This window comes from Acinetobacter sp. WCHA29 (assembly GCF_002165335.1).
Taxonomy (GTDB): Bacteria; Pseudomonadota; Gammaproteobacteria; order Pseudomonadales; family Moraxellaceae; genus Acinetobacter.
Genome location: NZ_NHRQ01000007.1, coordinates 37,647 through 55,464 on the forward strand (window position 1 = coordinate 37,647; position 17,818 = coordinate 55,464).

Sequence of the window (17,818 nt, forward strand, 5' to 3'; positions counted from 1 at the left end):
TTTAATGTCTAAGTTTTTTTGTATATACTCATCGATTATTTTGACTTTAAATAACTTCTTTTTTGATGAGAGATATATCTATTTGATTATCCTTCAAATAGTATTATTTATATTTTCTTTGAAGAGAATTAATGGTTTATTTTTATTGCTAAATCCTGGATTTTGGTTTGGTCTTACTTGGGGTTTGGCATTAATATCTTATTGTTTTTTAGATGCTTATGATTATGTTCCTGTTAAAAACATGGATATGCTAAGTTGGTTGTTTAATATTGTTATTTTTTCTAATTTTTTATTTTTTGTATTTAGTGTGTTTGTTAGAAAAAAAGAAGGTACTGATTTTTTTAATAATATTAAAAATACGGGTAGTGACCAGTTTTGTATGATTATAACAATAGTTGTTTTCTTGGGAGGGCTAATTAATTGGGTTGGAGTAGGTATGCCAATCGCATATGATGATCAGTTACGCCAAAACTGGTTAACTCAGATTCCCAGAGTAACGGCTATTACATGGTATCTGATTTTCCTAATTTTCCCTTTGGCATTTTACAAAGGATTAAAATTTTTTGATGAAGTAGGTCGTAAAAGAATCATAAACATATTATCTATCGCTGTGCCCTGTATATTATGGATGTTGTCTACAGGTGGGCGGCAATTTTTCGGGTTTGTAATATTATATTATATTATTGGATTAGCTGTGGGATTGATTTTACAATCTAATAAAACTGATTTCAAAATAATAGCTAAAAAATTCTTTGTTTCTATTTTTCTAATAGTTTTTAGTTTTGGATTAATGGCATCATTAACTACAGCGGTTCGATTAGAGCAACAAAATTCTGAAAATACAAAAATGTTTGAGACTAATAAAATCTTAAGTATTTATGGTTATTTTATATACTATATGGGGGGGACTATTATGACTACCCAAGCATATGGCACTCCTACTCTTAGAGATAATAAGGCTGTTGGAATAGTTTCTTTTAACGGTGTGTTGGATATATTTGGTCCTCTATCACTATATAATGTATTTGGTGTTGAGCGAGTAACATATAAAGATACAAATCCAGAAAGAGACTGGGCTGCTTCTGGTCAGGAATTGGCATTTGGCACTAGAAACGTTTTTTATGACTTGTATGCTGATTTTGGTAAGGAAAATACTTATTTTGTGGTTTTTATATTGATCCTTTTTTCCCAGTGTTTATATATATATGTTGTAAAAAATAATAAGAGAGTAGGTTTTATTTCTTTTAGTATATTTATTTTTTTTGTGATTTATTGGATTTATAGTCAGCAGTTATCTTTATTAATGCATACTCAACTAAAGTGGACTATATATTCATTTGCATTATGGTACTTTTCTTATAAGTTTTTTAAAGGAATTGTGAGGTCTCAAAAGTGAATACACCAAAAATACTGATTATTAATGGTGAGCCATTCAATGATATCACTGCGACAGGAATAACACTAACGAAATTATTCAAAGATTACGGTGAAGATAATATTTTGTATATATATAGTGCAAATATCGCTATCAGTGAAGAAATAGATACAAAATATTTAAAGCTATCAAATAAGGATTTATTTAAAAAACAGAATTTATCATTTAATAAAGTGAGTAAAAAACTAAAAATAGATAAGTCATCTTCAAATGAAGTTGAAATTAGTGAGTATAAAAAGAAAATATCGGGAGCATTCGATCTATTCACATATTCTATATCGGAACATACGATAGAAGAAATACGAAATTTTAATCCTACCTTAATTTATAGTAATCTAGGGAGTAATCGTATAATTAATTTATGTAGCTCATTAGGGCGAGAGTTAAATATTCCGATTGTGCCGCATTTTTTGGATGATTGGCTTAGTATTCCCAATGTACATTCTTTTTCATTTATAAATTATTTATTATTCAGAAATATTAATAAAAATATTGTTAAATTGATCAGTAATTCTAAACATGGATTTTGTATTGGCCCAGAAATGAAGTCTGAATATGAAGAAAGATTTAAAATTAAATTTAGCTGTATGATGAATCCTGTGGAGAAAATCCTAGAGGGTAAAAAGTTATTAAGTTCAGATGTTAAAAAAATAGTTTTTATGGGTGGATTACATTTAGGTCGATTAGAAGCTCTTGTAGAGTTTCTAAAACAGTTGGAGAATGCAAATTTACCTTATGAAATTGAAATACATTTATATGTTGCTCCTAATTATCGAGGAAAAATTCTAGAATTTAATATTCAAGGGCTAAAGCTTATTATTCATGATTATATTAGTCCATTAGAAGTTGAGAGTGAACTTTTAAAATATGATGTAGGGCTACATTTAGAGTCTTTTGATGATAAATTCAAGAAATTTACAAGATTATCAATCTCAACAAAAATTCCTCAATATATGGGGTTAGGTTTACCAATTTTAGCTTATTCCCCCTTAGATGTTTCTTCTACTAAATATATTGATCTAAATCGTACTGGAGTGGTGGTTAATAATGATCTAGAGGATAAGATAAGATTGATTTTTGAACAATATGATTTCTTTTCTCATAATGCAGTTAATGTTGCTAGAAGAAGTCATAGTAGCGAACTACAGTTTCAGCAAATGTTATCTGTTTTTAATGAGGTTTCATAAATGTCTAGATTTTTTTACACAGGTGCATTCCGTTTTCCAAATAAAGATGCAGCGGCAGCTAGAGTTATTGGCAATGCTAAAGTTTTAGAAAAATTAGGACATGAGGTTGTTTTTTTAGGTTGGGAAGAAAGTTCAGAAAATAAAGTTATATATGATGGTTTTACTGGTTTTCCTCAAAATGAGTTTTCTTCGGGAAAGCGTGGAATTTTTAAAAGACTTTTTGATTTTATAGTTTTGGGTAATAAAACGATTACTTATATAAAAAAAAATGTGAAAGCAGGTGATTCAATTATAACTTATCATGGTGGAACATGGTTTTTAATGCAATTATGGTTGTATTGTAAATTAAAGAATGTAAATCTCTATTTCGATTGTACGGAATGGTATGATTATAACCATTTAGTAGGTGGGCTGTTTGGTCCTGTAAACTTAGACTTTCAAATAAGAATGCGGTTGGTTTATAAAGTGTTTATAACTAGAGGTATTGTTATAAGTCTATTTTTAAAAAATCTTTATAAAGATTCAATTGTAATTCCTCCTTTAATAGATTTAACAACAGATAAATGGAATTTTCCAATCTCCAACCGAAATCACAATTTTGATGAGAAAATTAATTTGGTTTATGCTGGAAATCCTGGTTCAAAGGATAAGTTAGATCAAATATTACAAGCAATTGTAAATTTTAATCAGGGCGATCACTTAAAAAAGATTTACTTACATTTTTTTGGTGTTGAAAGAGCAGTTCTAAAAAATCTTATACCTTTAGATATTTTTGATAATTCAAATAGATTTCTAATCTTTAACGATAGAATAAATCAAGAAGAAGTCCCAGAAAAATTGAGTTTATATGATTTTTCGATTTTTTTAAGACCAACTAAAAAATATGCTATGGCAGGCTTTCCTACAAAATTTGTCGAAAGTCTAGGTGCTGGTTGTCCAGTTATTACAAACTATACTTCAGATTTAGATTTGTATTTAAAGAATGGTTTTAATGGTTTTGTTGTGAAAGATTTAAATATTGAAAGTATTCTTGAAATTTTTAATACATTAGATTCACTTTCATTTGATAAATTGGATGAAATGAAAAAAAATGCTTATCAAACTGCTGAAAAGCATTTTCATTTTTCAAATTTTGAAAATCAGTTTAAACAGCTGTTGGGGCAGTAAATGAAAATCCTTTTTTATTACTTCCATGGTTCTGGTGGTGCAGTTGAAAATTTCTACCATTTATTACAGTCTTTCTGTCATATTAATAAAGATATTCAACTGATTATTTTATGTGATAAAGATTCAAAATTAAATAAACTAGGGTTAGAGAATAACGTTCAAATTATTCATACTAAAATTTATGTCTCACAAGAAGTTACTCGATTAGCATATAATTTATTCTTGTTAAGAAAAATCATTAAATTACACAATCCAGATGTTGTTTGGTCTTTAAATGTAGGTCCGTATTTTTCTACAGGTAAATTACAAGTTTTAAGTGTTAATAATGCATTTCAAGTATATCCATTAGAATTTTCTAAGTTCCATCCTAGTAGTAAATTTAAAGTATTACTATTGCGAAAGTTCTTTAGAATAGGTTTGTTTTTTTCGGATCTTGTTTTTACACAAACAGAACTTATGGCGTCTTATATTAAACAATATAATAAAAAGCAAGTTTCTGTTTATTCGAAGGCTGTGGATAAGAGTAAATTTATTTTAAATGGAAATTTAGTTAGAACTAATAATGAGTTAAATTTTCTGTATATTTCTACATTGTCTCCACATAAAAATCATATCATTTTGATTAAGCTCTTTGAAATTTTGAGTGAAATGTATACTAATAACCCTGAAAAATTTAATTCCAAGAAACCTATACTTAATATTTCAATATCTGTGGAGGAAGCAAATAGCCTTTATGCTAATGTTGAATACTTGGTTGAAAATGGTTTTATCAATTGTCTGGGGTGGGTAGATAATAATAAAATAAATTATTTGTATGAGTTTTGCGATATTTGCTTAATGCCAAGCTTTCTAGAGTGTTTAAGTTCTTCACATCTTGAAGCCTTTGCTTATTCAAAACCCCAAATAGTTGCTGATGTGCCTTATGCTCATGATTTATGTAAAGATGCAGCTTTATATGCAAATCCAAATGATGTCGATGATTGGATCAAATGTGTATTTAAATTGATCGATAATCCAGATTTGTGTGCTGATTTAGTTCAAAGAGGCAATGAAATTTTTGATCAATTCCCTATATCTTGGGATGAAATTGCACAATCAATTTTTGATGAATTTTTAATTTACTTGAAGAGAGTTTAACAATGTTTAAAGGGAAAACCTTACTAATCACAGGTGGTACTGGATCATTCGGGAATGCAGTTTTAAAGCGCTTTTTAGAAACTGATATAAAAGAAATTCGAATCTTTAGCCGGGATGAGAAAAAACAAGATGATATGCGTAAAAAGTATCAATCATCGAAGTTAAAATTTTATATTGGTGATGTACGAGATTACAACAGTATCTTAAATGCTACTCGTGGTGTGGACTATATTTATCATGCTGCTGCGTTAAAACAAGTCCCTTCTTGTGAATTCCATCCAATGGAAGCTGTTAAAACAAACGTAATTGGTACAGAAAATGTACTTGAAGCAGCGATTCAAAATCATGTTAAAAGAATTGTGTGCTTGAGTACTGATAAAGCAGTTTATCCAATCAATGCAATGGGCATTTCCAAAGCAATGATGGAAAAAGTTATTGTTGCGAAGTCCCGTAACCTAGAGGGTTTGGATACAGTTATTAGCTGTACTCGATATGGTAACGTAATGGCATCACGTGGTTCAGTTATTCCTTTATTTGTTGATCAAATTCGACAAAATAAGCCATTAACAATTACTGATCCGAATATGACTCGTTTTATGATGACGTTGGAAGATGCGGTCGATTTAGTACTATACGCGTTCGAGCATGGTGAAAATGGTGATATTTTTGTTCAAAAAGCGCCTGCTGCAACGATTGAGGTTTTAGCAAAGGCTTTACGAGAACTATTAAATGTTGAAGAGTATCCGATTTCTATTATGGGAACTCGTCATGGTGAGAAAGCATTTGAAGCATTGTTGAGCCGTGAGGAAATGGCTGTGGCAATTGATCAAGGTGAGTATTTCCGTGTACCAGCTGATCAACGTGATCTTAATTATGAAAAATATGTTGAGAATGGTGATTTAAAAATTACTGAACTCGAAGATTATAATTCGCATAATACCGAGCGATTAGATGTAGAAGGCATGAAGAAACTGCTACTCAAGTTAGAGTTTATTCGTGCACTTACACAAGGACAATATGTAGATCCAGAGGCTTAATATGAAGGTTTTGGTAACAGGTTCAAATGGTTTTATTGCTAAAAATTTGATTCAGTTTTTATCTGAAAGAACCGAAGTTGAAGTTTTAAAAATTCATCGGGAATCATCTGAGCAAGAACTAAAAGACTCTATTTTAGCTGCTGATTGGATTGTTCATTTAGCAGGTGTTAATCGCCCATTAAATGAAAGTGAATTTATTGATGGTAACGTTACGCTCACAGAGACAATTGCCCAAACACTCAGAGCAGAACACAAATTAACACCGATTATCTTATCGTCATCTATTCAAGCTGATCGGGATAACGCTTATGGGAAAAGTAAGCTTGGTGGTGAGCAAGCTCTTGAGAAATTACATGCAGAACGAGGAAATCCAGTTTACATTTGTCGTTTAGCCAACGTCTTTGGTAAGTGGTCTCGTCCAAATTATAATTCTGCTGTTGCAACCTTTTGCCATAATGTGGCAAATGATTTGCCACTTCAAATCAATGATGCAAACGCCCTTATTCGATTAGTCTATGTTGATGATGTCGTTGAGACCTTTTGGAACATGATCAATGGCTCAGTGAGCGTTGAACAGACTTTCCAAATCCAGCCTGAATATCAAATTACTGTCGGTGATTTAGCTAAAACTTTAAATGGTTTTAAAGCATCGAGAGATACGTTAATTACTGATCGAGTCGGAACAGGATTAACGCGAGCTTTATATTCAACTTACTTAAGCTTTTTAAGACCTACGCAGTTTGATTATAGCGTGCCTAAATATGGTGATGCGCGTGGTGTTTTTGTTGAAATGTTAAAGACACCTGATGCTGGTCAGTTCTCATATTTTACTGCACATCCGGGCATTACTCGCGGTGGACATTATCATCATACCAAGACTGAAAAATTCCTTGTAATTAAAGGTAAAGCCTTATTTAAATTTAAGCATGTAGTTTCAGGTGAATTTTATCAACTCGAAACGCATGGGGATGAGCCAAGAATTGTTGAGACAGTACCAGGATGGACACATGACATTACCAATATTGGTGATGATGAAATGGTCGTGATGCTATGGGCAAATGAGATTTTTGATCGTAGTAAGCCTGATACTTATGCAATGCCGATAACAGATTAAGAGTTGAATTGTTGTGAAAAAATTAAAGCTAATGACCGTCGTAGGTACGCGTCCTGAAATTATTCGTTTGTCTCGAGTTATGGCAGCATGTGATCAATATTTTGATCATGTTTTGGTACATACAGGGCAAAATTATGATTATGAATTGAATGAAATCTTTTTTACAGATTTAGGAATTCGTAAACCTGATCATTTTTTAAATGCTGCAGGTGGAACAGGTGCAGAAACAATTGGTAATGTGATTATTACCGTTGATAAGATTTTGGACGAAGTACAACCAGAAGCATTGCTGGTTCTTGGTGATACTAATAGTTGTATGGCTGTACTGCCTGCCAAGCGTCGTAAAATTCCAACATTTCATATGGAAGCAGGTAATCGCTGTTTTGATATGCGTGTTCCAGAAGAAATCAATCGTCGAATCGTAGATCATACGGCTGATATCAACTTGACTTATAGTACGATTGCTCGAGATTACTTATTGGCTGAGGGCTTGCCTGCTGATTTAGTCATCAAAACAGGTAGTCCGATGTTTGAAGTGCTGAACCATTATAAGGCGAAGATTGAAGCATCAGATGTTCTTGAAAGATTGAGTTTGAAAGAACAGCAGTATTTTATTGTCAGTGCGCATCGCGAAGAAAATATTAACTCTGATCAGAATTTCTTAGATCTTGTGGAAATGTTAAATGCAGTCGCTGAAAAGTATCAATTCCCTGTAATCGTTTCTACACATCCAAGAACACGTAAGCGTATTGAACAACTTAATATTGAGTTTCATCCATTGGTTCAATTATTAAAGCCGCTTGGTTTCAGTGACTATAATAAACTTCAGCTTTCCGCTAAAGCAGCATTATCTGATAGTGGTACAATCAATGAAGAATCTTCGATTTTGAATTTCCCTGCATTGAATTTACGTCAAGCACATGAGCGTCCAGAAGGCATGGAAGAAGCCGCTGTGATGATGGTTGGATTAAAAGCTGAACGAATTTTACAAGGTTTGGAAATTTTAGAATCTCAAGCACGTGGAGATGAGCGTTTATTACGTTTAGTTGCTGACTACAGTATGCCAAATGTAAGTGATAAGGTCGTTCGTATCATCATGAGCTATACCGATTATGTTAATCGTGTGGTATGGAAAAAATATTAAGTAATGAAAATTCTTCTTTTAACGCAATGGTTTGATCCTGAGCCTACTTTTAAAGGTTTAGCATTTGCTAGGGAGCTACAACGACAAGGTCATCAAGTACAAGTTCTAACAGGGTTTCCAAACTATCCTGGAGGAAAAATTTATGATGGTTATAAATTGAAATTGTACCAACGTGAACAAATTGATGGAATTTCGGTTTTACGAGTTGCATTATTTCCTGATCATGGTAGCTCTGCGTTAAAAAGGATTTTAAATTATATTAGTTTTGCTTTTATGGCATTGCTTTTCGGTATTTTTGCAACTAAAAAAGCGGATGTTATTTATGCTTATCATCCGCCGTTAACAGTTGGTTTAGCTGCAATTTTCATTAAATTATTTAGAAGAATCCCTATTGTATATGATATTCAGGATATGTGGCCTGATACGCTTAAAGCAACGGGAATGCTCAACAATCAGAAAATATTGAATATTGTAGGTCACGTATGCCAGTTAGTTTACTCTTATGTTGACCATATTGTGGTTTTATGCCCTGGATTTAAAAAGTTATTAATTGAAAGAGGCGTATCAGAAGATAAAGTCAGTGTAATTTACAATTGGTGTGATGAAAACAGTTTAACACAAGCAGAACCAATCAAAGTTGATTATCAGAATTTATTGAAGGATCGTTTCAATATTATATTCGCTGGCAATATGGGTAAAGCCCAATCATTAGATACGATTTTGGATGTTGCAAAAGAATTAAAATTAGAATCAACAATACAATTTGTTTTTGTGGGTGCGGGAACTGAAACCGATCGACTTAAACAAAGGGTAATTCATGAAAGTATTGAAAATATAGTTTTCATTCCTCGATTGCCAATGTCTGAAGTTGGTGGTGTCTTGGATTATGCAGATGTGCTATTGGTTCATCTTAAGCGGGATCCACTTTTTGAAATTACAGTACCATCTAAAACACAAGCCTATATGGCAATAGGCAAGCCACTATTAATGGCTGTATCTGGAGATGCAGCAGATCTTGTACAAGAAGCTCAATGTGGTCGTATAGCAAGATCTGAGGATGTTGATAATATTAAAACTGCTATTCTGGAAATATATCATTTACCTACTGATGGACAACATCAATTAGGTTTGAATGCTAAGCAGTTTTATGATGAAAAATTATCTTTAAGTTATGGTACACAACAATTTATTGAAATTTTCAAAAGGGTGAAAGATGCTTAAACGTTTACTTGATATTGTGATTGCATCAATTGCATTGGTAATTCTATCTCCTTTATATATTTTTGTAGCTTATAAAGTGAAAAAAAATCTAGGCTCCCCAGTTCTTTTCCGTCAGGTACGTCCAGGGTTAAATGGAATACCTTTTGAAATGATTAAATTTAGGACGATGAAAGATGCAGTGGATATACAAGGGAATCCATTACCTGATCACGAACGTTTAACCCCTTTTGGAAAAATGTTACGTTCAACAAGTCTGGATGAAATGCCTGAGTTATGGAATGTCATCAAAGGTGATATGAGTATTGTAGGGCCTCGTCCATTACTCATGGAATATTTACCACTTTATAATACTGAACAAGCGAAACGACATAACGTTCGTCCTGGTATGACTGGTCATGCACAAGTCAATGGTCGTAATGCTATTGGCTGGGATGAGAAATTCAAACTTGATACTTGGTATGTAGAAAATCAATCAGTTTGGTTAGACTTCAAAATTATGCTTAAAACCGTCAAAAAGGTGATTGCTAAGGATGATATTAATGAAGCTGGTGAAGCAACAATGAGCAAATTCACAGGTTCAGGTGAGAAGGAGTAAGTTAATGACAATGCTAATCGGTGTATATGGTGCGAGTGGTTTTGGTAAAGAGGTTATGCCATTAGTTCGTGAAAAATTTCCAACATTAAATAAACATCAGTTTGTATTTATTGATGATGGACAAGCAGGCAGCTTTTTGAATGGTTATAATGTATTAAACTATTCAGACTTTATTAAACAGCCAGTATCAAATAAGCTTGTTACAATCGCAATTGCGAATAGCAGTGTCCGTGAAAAATTAGTTACTCAGTTGAACCAAGATAATATCCAACACTTATCGATTCAAGCATCAAATACGGTTGTGTTGGATGAGGTTGAAATTGGTGAAGGTGGTTTACTTTGTCCATTTACCTGTCTGACTTCAAATATTAAAATTGGAAAATTTTTCCATGCCAATATTTATAGCTATGTTGCTCATGACTGTGTGATTGGCGACTATGTGACTTTTGCACCAGGTGTTAAATGCAATGGCAACATTCATATTGAAGACCATGCTTATATCGGTACTGGTGCAATAATTAAGCAAGGTACACCGGACAAGCCTTTAGTAATTGGAAAAGGTGCGGTGATAGGTATGGGAGCTGTTGTTACAAAAAGTGTTCCTGCTGGTGTCACAGTGGTTGGAAATCCTGCACGAATTTTAGAGAAAAAATAGATTTTATCAGCAATATAAAGGGATGAGAGTATGTTAAACACAGCATTTGAACCATGGCCAAGCTTTACAGACAAAGAAGCAGAAGCAGTTAAAAATATATTGCTTTCGAATAAAGTAAATTATTGGACAGGGCAAGAATGCCGTGAATTTGAAAAGGAATTTGCATCGTTTTCTGGTACAAAATATGCCGTTGCTCTAGCAAATGGGACTGTTGCACTTGATGTTGCATTGAAAGCATTACAAATTGGTGCTGGTGATGATGTGATTGTAACTTCACGTACTTTCTTAGCTTCAGCAAGTTCGATTGTTACAGCTGGAGCGAATCCAATTTTTGCTGATGTTGAGTTAGATTCACAAAATATTTCAAGAAGAACAATAGAGGCTGTATTAACACCAAATACGAAAGCAATCATTTGTGTTCATTTGGCTGGCTGGATGTGTGATATGGATCCAATTATGCAGTTAGCAGCTGAAAAGGGTTTATATGTCATAGAAGATTGTGCTCAAGCGCATGGTGCCAAATATAAAGGTAAGCCTGCGGGTTCTATCGGTCACATTGCTGCGTGGTCATTTTGCCAAGATAAAATTATGACTACGGGTGGCGAAGGTGGAATGGTTACCACTAATGATGAGAGCCTGTGGAAAAAAATGTGGTCTTATAAAGATCATGGCAAAAGCTACGATAGTGTCTACAATAAACAACATCCACCAGGATTTCGTTGGTTACACGATTCTTTTGGAACAAACTGGCGTATGATGGAAATGCAAGCTGTTATTGGTCGCATTCAACTCACTTATATGCCAGATTGGACGAAAAATAGGATAGAAAATGCAGATAAAATCTTAAAAGCATTTGATCATTCTAATTATTTTACTGTAAATCGACCAACAGATGATTATTTACATGCACAATATAAATGTTATGTGCAAGTTAATATAAATGCGTTACCAAGTGGTTGGTCTCGTGATCGGATCATGCAATTTATCAATGCAGAAGGCGTACCATGTTATAGTGGTTCATGTTCTGAAGTGTATTTAGAGCATGCTTTTGATAATACGAATTGGCGACCGAAAGAACGTTTGAAAAATGCTCAGCAGCTTGGTGAAACTAGTCTTATGTTTTTAGTACATCCAACACTGAGCGAAGATAATATTAATAAAACTGTTGATGTGATTGAAAAACTGAAGAAAGTTTTAGATCAGTGATGAGAGAATAGGCGATAAAGTTTAAAGCAGTTAATCATAAATTAGCTTTTTGCATTATCGTTGTATTATTAACCCAAGATCGTCATTTCAGCTTGTGGAAGAATTGCGTATAACGTGCGCATGCTTAGTGGGATAATTAGAAGATTATTGTGAAAAAGATTATTTATCAGCTTGCATCAGCACCAAGGCTAGCAAAACAGGCTCTATTGGTATTTTTAGACTTATTCGCATTTCCTGTGATTTTATGGTTGTGTTATGTCATTCGCCTATTTGATTTAGGAGCAGAAGTTGTACCTGGACTTAACCACGGTGTAATTTTAATCACATTTCTTTCAATTATTAGCTTATTGTTGACAGGCGTTTATCATTTTATTGTTCGAACATTTGATGAAGTCTTTATCATCAAACTGGCATTTGCTGTATGCAGTATGATGATAATACTGTATGGATTTAATGCATTTAGTCATGCATATATCCCGATGTCGATTCCATTTATGTTCGGCTTTATGATGTTTGCATGGATATGGTGTAGTCGAGCATTTATTCGTTTTATTGTGAAAGCAACCTTACACACTCATGGTGGTTGTAAAAGGGTAGTAATCTATGGTGCAGGTGATGCTGGTCAGCAAATCGCAGCAGCTTTACATCGCTCAGATGACCATACACCCGTTTTCTTTATTGATGATAAAGTTTCATTACAAGATCAAATTGTAGGTGGCTTAAAAGTTTATTCTACTGCGAAAGCACTGCGGAATTTTAAAAAATATAAGATAGATGAAATCTTACTTGCTTTACCTTCTGTGGGGCGTGTACGAAAAAGTGAAATTATTCAACAATTAGAACCAGCGTTTGTGAAAGTCACAGAACTGCCAGGGCTCACTAAACTTGTTGATGGTGATATTCGAGTTTCAGATATCCGTGAGGTTGATATTATTGACCTTTTAGGACGAGATCCTGTTCCACCTATTGCCCATTTATTGGCTAAAAATATTCAAAATAAAATTGTTATGGTGACAGGTGCTGGCGGATCGATTGGTTCAGAGCTTTGTCGACAAATCATAAAAAATCAACCTAAAATGCTGGTTTTATATGAATTAACTGAGTTTGCATTATATGATATTGATAAAGAGTTAAGGCAAACTGCGAGTTGCGACATTGTTCCCATTTTAGGGACTGTACAAGATCAACAAAAATTAGAACGTATCATCGAACAATATCATGTGCAGACAGTCTATCATGCCGCCGCTTATAAACATGTTCCATTGGTTGAGTGTAATCCAATTGCTGGATTAAAAAATAATGCAATTGGAACCGCAAATAGTTTAAATGCCGCTGTAAAAAAAGGCGTGGAAACCTTTGTATTGATTTCAACGGATAAAGCAGTTAGACCGACGAATGTCATGGGTGCATCGAAACGGATGGCGGAATTGTATTGTCAAGCCGTGGCTGAGACGAAACCAAATACTCAGATTAGCATTGTGCGTTTCGGAAATGTATTAGGTTCTTCTGGTTCGGTTGTACCTTTATTTAGACAGCAGATTGCAAAAGGTGGCCCAATTACGGTGACTCATCCTGATGTAACACGTTATTTTATGACGATTCCTGAAGCTTCTCAGTTAGTCATTCAGGCTGGGGCATTAGGTTCAGGTGGTGATGTGTTCTTACTCGATATGGGCGAACCTGTTCGAATTCAGGATTTAGCACGACAAATGATCGCTTTAAGTGGTTTAAAAGTTCGAGAAGCAAATACAACGGATGGTGATATTGAAATCGCTTATAGTGGTTTACGTCCGGGAGAAAAACTTTACGAGGAACTACTCATTGATCAAGATAACACAGGTTATACCGAGCATACTCGTATTTTACGTTCTTTTGAAAAGCATTATCCGTTACAAGAGATTCAATCGGTATTCAGTCGAATCAATCAAATGACTGCAGTGGAACATGATGTAGATTGGGCTTTAAGTCAGTTAGAATATTATGTTGATGGTTATAAACGTAGCGGCGAAGTACGAGTTAATTAAGAGAGTATTGTATGATCAAAAAAGCAATTTTACCCGTCGCAGGTTTAGGCACCCGTTTTTTACCAGCAAGTAAATCCATTCCAAAGGAAATGGTGACGGTAGTCGATCGTCCCGCAATTGAGTATGTGGTACGTGAGGCAGTTGAGGCGGGTATAGAACAAATTATTTTGGTCACTCATTCCTCAAAAGCTTCAATAGAAAACTATTTTGATCGTAATTTCGAGTTAGAAACAACCTTAGAGCAAAAAAAGAAATTTGATCTACTGAAAGAAATTACCGATATTTTACCGAAGCATGTCAGTGTGGTTAGTGTACGCCAACCACAACCCCTAGGACTAGGTCATGCGGTATTGTGTGCGAAAGATATCGTGGGCGATGAAGCCTTTGCGGTGTTATTGCCTGATGTACTGGTCAAGAATCAAAGCTGTGATAATGATTTGTCACTCATGATTCAGCGTTTTGAACAGTCGCAAGCAGCACAAATTATGGTTGAAGCAGTGTCTGATCATTTAGTGGATCAATATGGCATAGTAGATGTTGAACAATCACCGAATGAAGGTGAAAGCATCATCATGAAAGGTATTGTAGAAAAACCAGCAGTTGGTACAGCACCTTCAAATTTATCCGTAGTTGGGCGTTATATTTTGCCAGCTAAAATCATGCAATTATTGCAAGATACGCCTAAGGGGGCGGGTAATGAAATACAACTCACTGATGCAATTGCAAGCTTGCAGCGATCAGAAACTGTGGAAGCCTACCGTATGAAGGGACAAACCTTTGATTGTGGTAGTAAGCTTGGATATTTAAAAGCTGTATTACACTATGGTATCGAGCATCCAAAATTGGGCGCAGAGTTTAAGGGCTTAATCCAAGAATTAGCCCTATAGTTTTAGGGCGTGTAGTTATGAAAGTTGCAATCTTTGGCAATACATTATATGCAGGCGTGATGTCTGCATTATTGTCTGAATCTGGGCATTTTGTATATTGGTGTTCCTACCTCAACCCAAATGAACGTGGTCAGCAATATTCTTTTCATGATGAAAATGTCAGTCGCTTACTTGAAAAACAACTCAGTAGTGGATTTTTGATTTATCGTGATCTGGATGGTATTCCTTTAGACATTGATGCCTACTTATTTAGTTTTAATCAAACTCAAGAACAACAAGTTTTTCAACTGTTAGCATCACTCAAACAGCGTCCGATTATTCATCCTAAACTGATGATCAATGCATCCACCTTTGGCTTACATGGGACTGAGCATTTTCAACAAATCCTTTCTGAAGATGATTGGGTCTATTTACCAGATACTATCCAAGAGGGAAATGCGTTACAGAGTCTGACCCAAGCTAAGCAGTTGATCGTGGGCTGTACTCAAGCTAATGTTCAGACCAAAGTCAAAGAATTACTTCGTCCTTTTTTCCCTTTGGCACAGCAATATCTATTTATGCCGATTCTAGATGCTGAGTTTACCAAACTTAGTATCTCAGGCATGTTGGCAACACGGATCAGTTATATCAATGATTTGGCTGTGGTTGCTGAGAAACTTGGGATTGATATTGCATCAGTACGTCAGGGTATGGCAGCGGATAACCGTATTGGTTCAGCTTACTTAGCCCCTGGTGCTGGTTTTGGCGGTGAAAATTTTTCTCATGATATTCTGACACTCTCTAATACAGTTGCAAATACAGGCGTGAAAAGCCAATTGCTTGCACAAGTGTGGCAAATTAATGAGCAACAAAAAGAAATCTTGTTCCGTAAGTTTTGGAACTATTATCATGGGGATTTACAGGGCAAATCTGTTGCAATTTGGGGTGCTTCTTTTAAAGAAAATACCTCAAGTATTCAGCAATCACCTATTCACCAAATGTTTGCAGCGCTCTGGGCGCAAGGGGTAACGGTTCATCTTCATGATCCTCAAGCTTTAGATGAAATAAAGCTAATGTATGGTCAACGTGACGATCTGATTCTTTGTGAAAATCAGTATGATGCGGTAAAAAATGTGCATGGTCTTTGTGTACTTACGGCTTGGAAACAATACTGGAGTCCAGAATTTAAGCAGCTTGAACAGTTGATGAGGCATCCTTTAATTTTGGATGGTCGCAATATTTATGATCCTGACTATGTCAAAGCACAAGGTTTTGCATATATGGGTGTGGGACGTTAAAGATGATCGAGCAGATTCAGCCTTTTGCTGTAAAAGAGCAGGCTTCCGTCGTGGAGCACCTGATATCTTTACAACAGCAATTTAAAGAGGTTCATCTAAATACATTATTTGCAGCAGATTCTGCACGCTTTAAACGTTTTTCGGTTGAGTATGACCAAATTGTTTTGGACTTTAGTAAGCATCGTATTGATCAAACGATTTTAAATAGCTTAGTGGATTTAGCGCAGGCACAAGATTTAAAACGGTGGATCAAAACACTGTTTTCATCTGAGCAGATTAACTATACAGAACATCGTGCAGCAATGCATTGGGCTTTACGTTTACCACAATCGAGTCCAGACTTTTCCGAAGTCAATCAACTGGTACAGCAACAGTTGGAGCGAATGTATGCTTTAGTGGATAAAATCCATGCTGGGCAGTATCGCGGTGCGACGGGTGAGGTGATTCAAGATGTGGTGAATATTGGGGTTGGGGGATCTGATCTCGGCCCACTCATGATGACCCATGCGCTGTCTGACTTTAAGGTCGCAACTACAAAACCTTTGAATGTACATTTTGTTTCGACTATGGATGGTAGTCAGTTATCTGAGTTACTGCATCAACTCCGCCCTGAAACAACCTTATTTATTATCTCGTCAAAATCATTTGGCACTATTGATACACTTTCCAATGCACAAACCGTGCGTCAATGGTTAGAAAAGGCATTGGGGCAAAATGAGAAGATTCTGCAAAATCATTTTATCGGGGTTTCGACTAAGCCTGACAAGATGACAGAGTGGGGCATTGCTGCTGATAAACAGCTGTTGCTCTGGGATTGGGTTGGGGGGCGTTATTCCTTGTGGTCATGTATTGGTTTACCAATTGCCCTGACCATTGGTGTTGACGGATTTAAGCAACTGTTAGCAGGTGCTTATGCGATAGACCAGCATTTTCAATCCGCACCATTTCAGCAGAATATTCCTGTTTTGATGGGGCTATTAGGCGTGTGGAATAACAATTTTCTGGATATCCAGACCCATGCAGTTTTACCGTATGATGGCCGTCTCAAATATTTTGCAGCTTATTTGCAGCAGCTTGAAATGGAATCTAATGGGAAATCGATTCAACGCAATGGAGAAAAGGTCAGTTCAGCCACTTGCCCAATTGTGTGGGGTGAAGTTGGACCCAATGCACAGCATGCCTTTTATCAATTGCTGCATCAAGGCACGCACTCCGTCAGTTGTGACTTTATTGCCCCTGTGAAACGCTATAATGCCAATCAGTTTACCTATGCTGAAAGTGCAGAGGCCTTGGCTGAGCAGCATCATTTGGCTTTATCCAACTGTTTGGCACAGTCGCGCCTGTTGGCCTTTGGGAATCAAGCCTTGGCAGCAGATGAGCTAGAAGATTTACCAACCTATAAACAATATGAAGGCAATCAACCTAGCTCCACTATTTTACTCAAAGAGCTGAATCCTTATAGCTTAGGGATGCTGATTGCGATGTATGAACATAAGGTTTTTGTGCAGTCGGTGTTGTGGAATATTAACCCTTTTGATCAATGGGGGGTTGAAAAAGGCAAAGAAATTGCCAATCAGCTGTTACCGATTTTGAACCGTGAACAGGATGATCTCTCTAAATTTGATGCATCAACACAAGGTTTATTAAGAATATTGTTGAATCAAAAAGAATAGTAAAACGTTGAGCCGAGCTATATTTACAACTAAAGCGTAAATATAGCTCGGCTGTTTTT

At 35.3% G+C, this 17,818-nt stretch carries 15 protein-coding genes; all 15 read left to right on the forward strand.

What is annotated here, in order from left to right:
• Positions 1-4 precede the first annotated feature (4 nt).
• The 15 genes from CDG59_RS07000 to pgi all read left to right on the forward strand — a co-directional run bounded on the left by CDG59_RS07000 (position 5) and on the right by pgi (position 17,759).
• Entirely contained in the window at positions 5-1,396 is a 1,392-nt protein-coding gene (locus CDG59_RS07000; protein ID WP_087544453.1) for a hypothetical protein, read from the forward strand.
• Complete coding sequence (locus CDG59_RS07005; RefSeq protein ID WP_087544454.1) at positions 1,393-2,622, forward strand: hypothetical protein; 1,230 nt, start codon at positions 1,393-1,395, stop codon at positions 2,620-2,622. The genes CDG59_RS07000 and CDG59_RS07005 overlap by 4 nt, the downstream gene beginning before the upstream one ends.
• Complete coding sequence (locus tag CDG59_RS07010; RefSeq protein ID WP_087544455.1) at positions 2,623-3,789, forward strand: glycosyltransferase; 1,167 nt, start codon at positions 2,623-2,625, stop codon at positions 3,787-3,789. It abuts the gene before it with no gap.
• On the forward strand, positions 3,790-4,926 hold the full coding sequence (locus tag CDG59_RS07015) for a glycosyltransferase (RefSeq protein ID WP_087544456.1): 1,137 nt from the start codon (positions 3,790-3,792) through the stop codon (positions 4,924-4,926).
• A 2-nt stretch (positions 4,927-4,928) separates the two neighbouring features.
• A complete protein-coding gene (locus CDG59_RS07020) occupies positions 4,929-5,963 on the forward strand; it encodes a polysaccharide biosynthesis protein (RefSeq protein ID WP_087544457.1) in 1,035 nt (344 codons plus the stop codon).
• A gap of 1 nt (position 5,964) precedes the next feature.
• The gene (gene wbjC / locus CDG59_RS07025) at positions 5,965-7,077 is read left to right on the forward strand and encodes a UDP-2-acetamido-2,6-beta-L-arabino-hexul-4-ose reductase (RefSeq protein ID WP_087544458.1); all 1,113 of its coding nucleotides are present in this window, start codon (positions 5,965-5,967) and stop codon (positions 7,075-7,077) included.
• A gap of 13 nt (positions 7,078-7,090) precedes the next feature.
• Positions 7,091-8,221, forward strand: a complete 1,131-nt coding sequence (gene wecB / locus CDG59_RS07030; protein WP_087544459.1) for a non-hydrolyzing UDP-N-acetylglucosamine 2-epimerase — start codon at positions 7,091-7,093, stop codon at positions 8,219-8,221.
• A 3-nt stretch (positions 8,222-8,224) separates the two neighbouring features.
• Positions 8,225-9,442, forward strand: coding sequence for a glycosyltransferase family 4 protein (locus tag CDG59_RS07035; RefSeq protein WP_087544461.1), 1,218 nt, complete (start codon positions 8,225-8,227; stop codon positions 9,440-9,442).
• Positions 9,435-10,037 (forward strand): sugar transferase, encoded by a 603-nt coding sequence (locus CDG59_RS07040; RefSeq protein WP_087544462.1) that lies wholly within the window; start codon positions 9,435-9,437, stop codon positions 10,035-10,037. Before CDG59_RS07035 ends, CDG59_RS07040 begins: the two co-directional genes overlap by 8 nt.
• A gap of 4 nt (positions 10,038-10,041) precedes the next feature.
• The gene (locus CDG59_RS07045; RefSeq protein WP_087544463.1) at positions 10,042-10,692 is read left to right on the forward strand and encodes a NeuD/PglB/VioB family sugar acetyltransferase; all 651 of its coding nucleotides are present in this window, start codon (positions 10,042-10,044) and stop codon (positions 10,690-10,692) included.
• Between the two features lie 30 nt (positions 10,693-10,722).
• A complete protein-coding gene (locus CDG59_RS07050; RefSeq protein ID WP_087544464.1) occupies positions 10,723-11,898 on the forward strand; it encodes a DegT/DnrJ/EryC1/StrS family aminotransferase in 1,176 nt (391 codons plus the stop codon).
• A 149-nt stretch (positions 11,899-12,047) separates the two neighbouring features.
• The gene (locus tag CDG59_RS07055; protein ID WP_087544465.1) at positions 12,048-13,922 is read left to right on the forward strand and encodes a polysaccharide biosynthesis protein; all 1,875 of its coding nucleotides are present in this window, start codon (positions 12,048-12,050) and stop codon (positions 13,920-13,922) included.
• 11 nt (positions 13,923-13,933) lie between these two features.
• Entirely contained in the window at positions 13,934-14,809 is an 876-nt protein-coding gene (gene galU / locus CDG59_RS07060; protein ID WP_087544467.1) for a UTP--glucose-1-phosphate uridylyltransferase GalU, read from the forward strand.
• A gap of 17 nt (positions 14,810-14,826) precedes the next feature.
• Positions 14,827-16,086, forward strand: coding sequence for a nucleotide sugar dehydrogenase (locus CDG59_RS07065; protein ID WP_087544468.1), 1,260 nt, complete (start codon positions 14,827-14,829; stop codon positions 16,084-16,086).
• A gap of 2 nt (positions 16,087-16,088) precedes the next feature.
• Positions 16,089-17,759 carry a glucose-6-phosphate isomerase gene (pgi, locus tag CDG59_RS07070; protein WP_087544470.1) on the forward strand — a complete coding sequence of 557 codons (1,671 nt, stop codon included), beginning with the start codon at positions 16,089-16,091 and terminating at the stop codon, positions 17,757-17,759.
• The last annotated feature ends 59 nt before the right edge of the window (positions 17,760-17,818 follow it).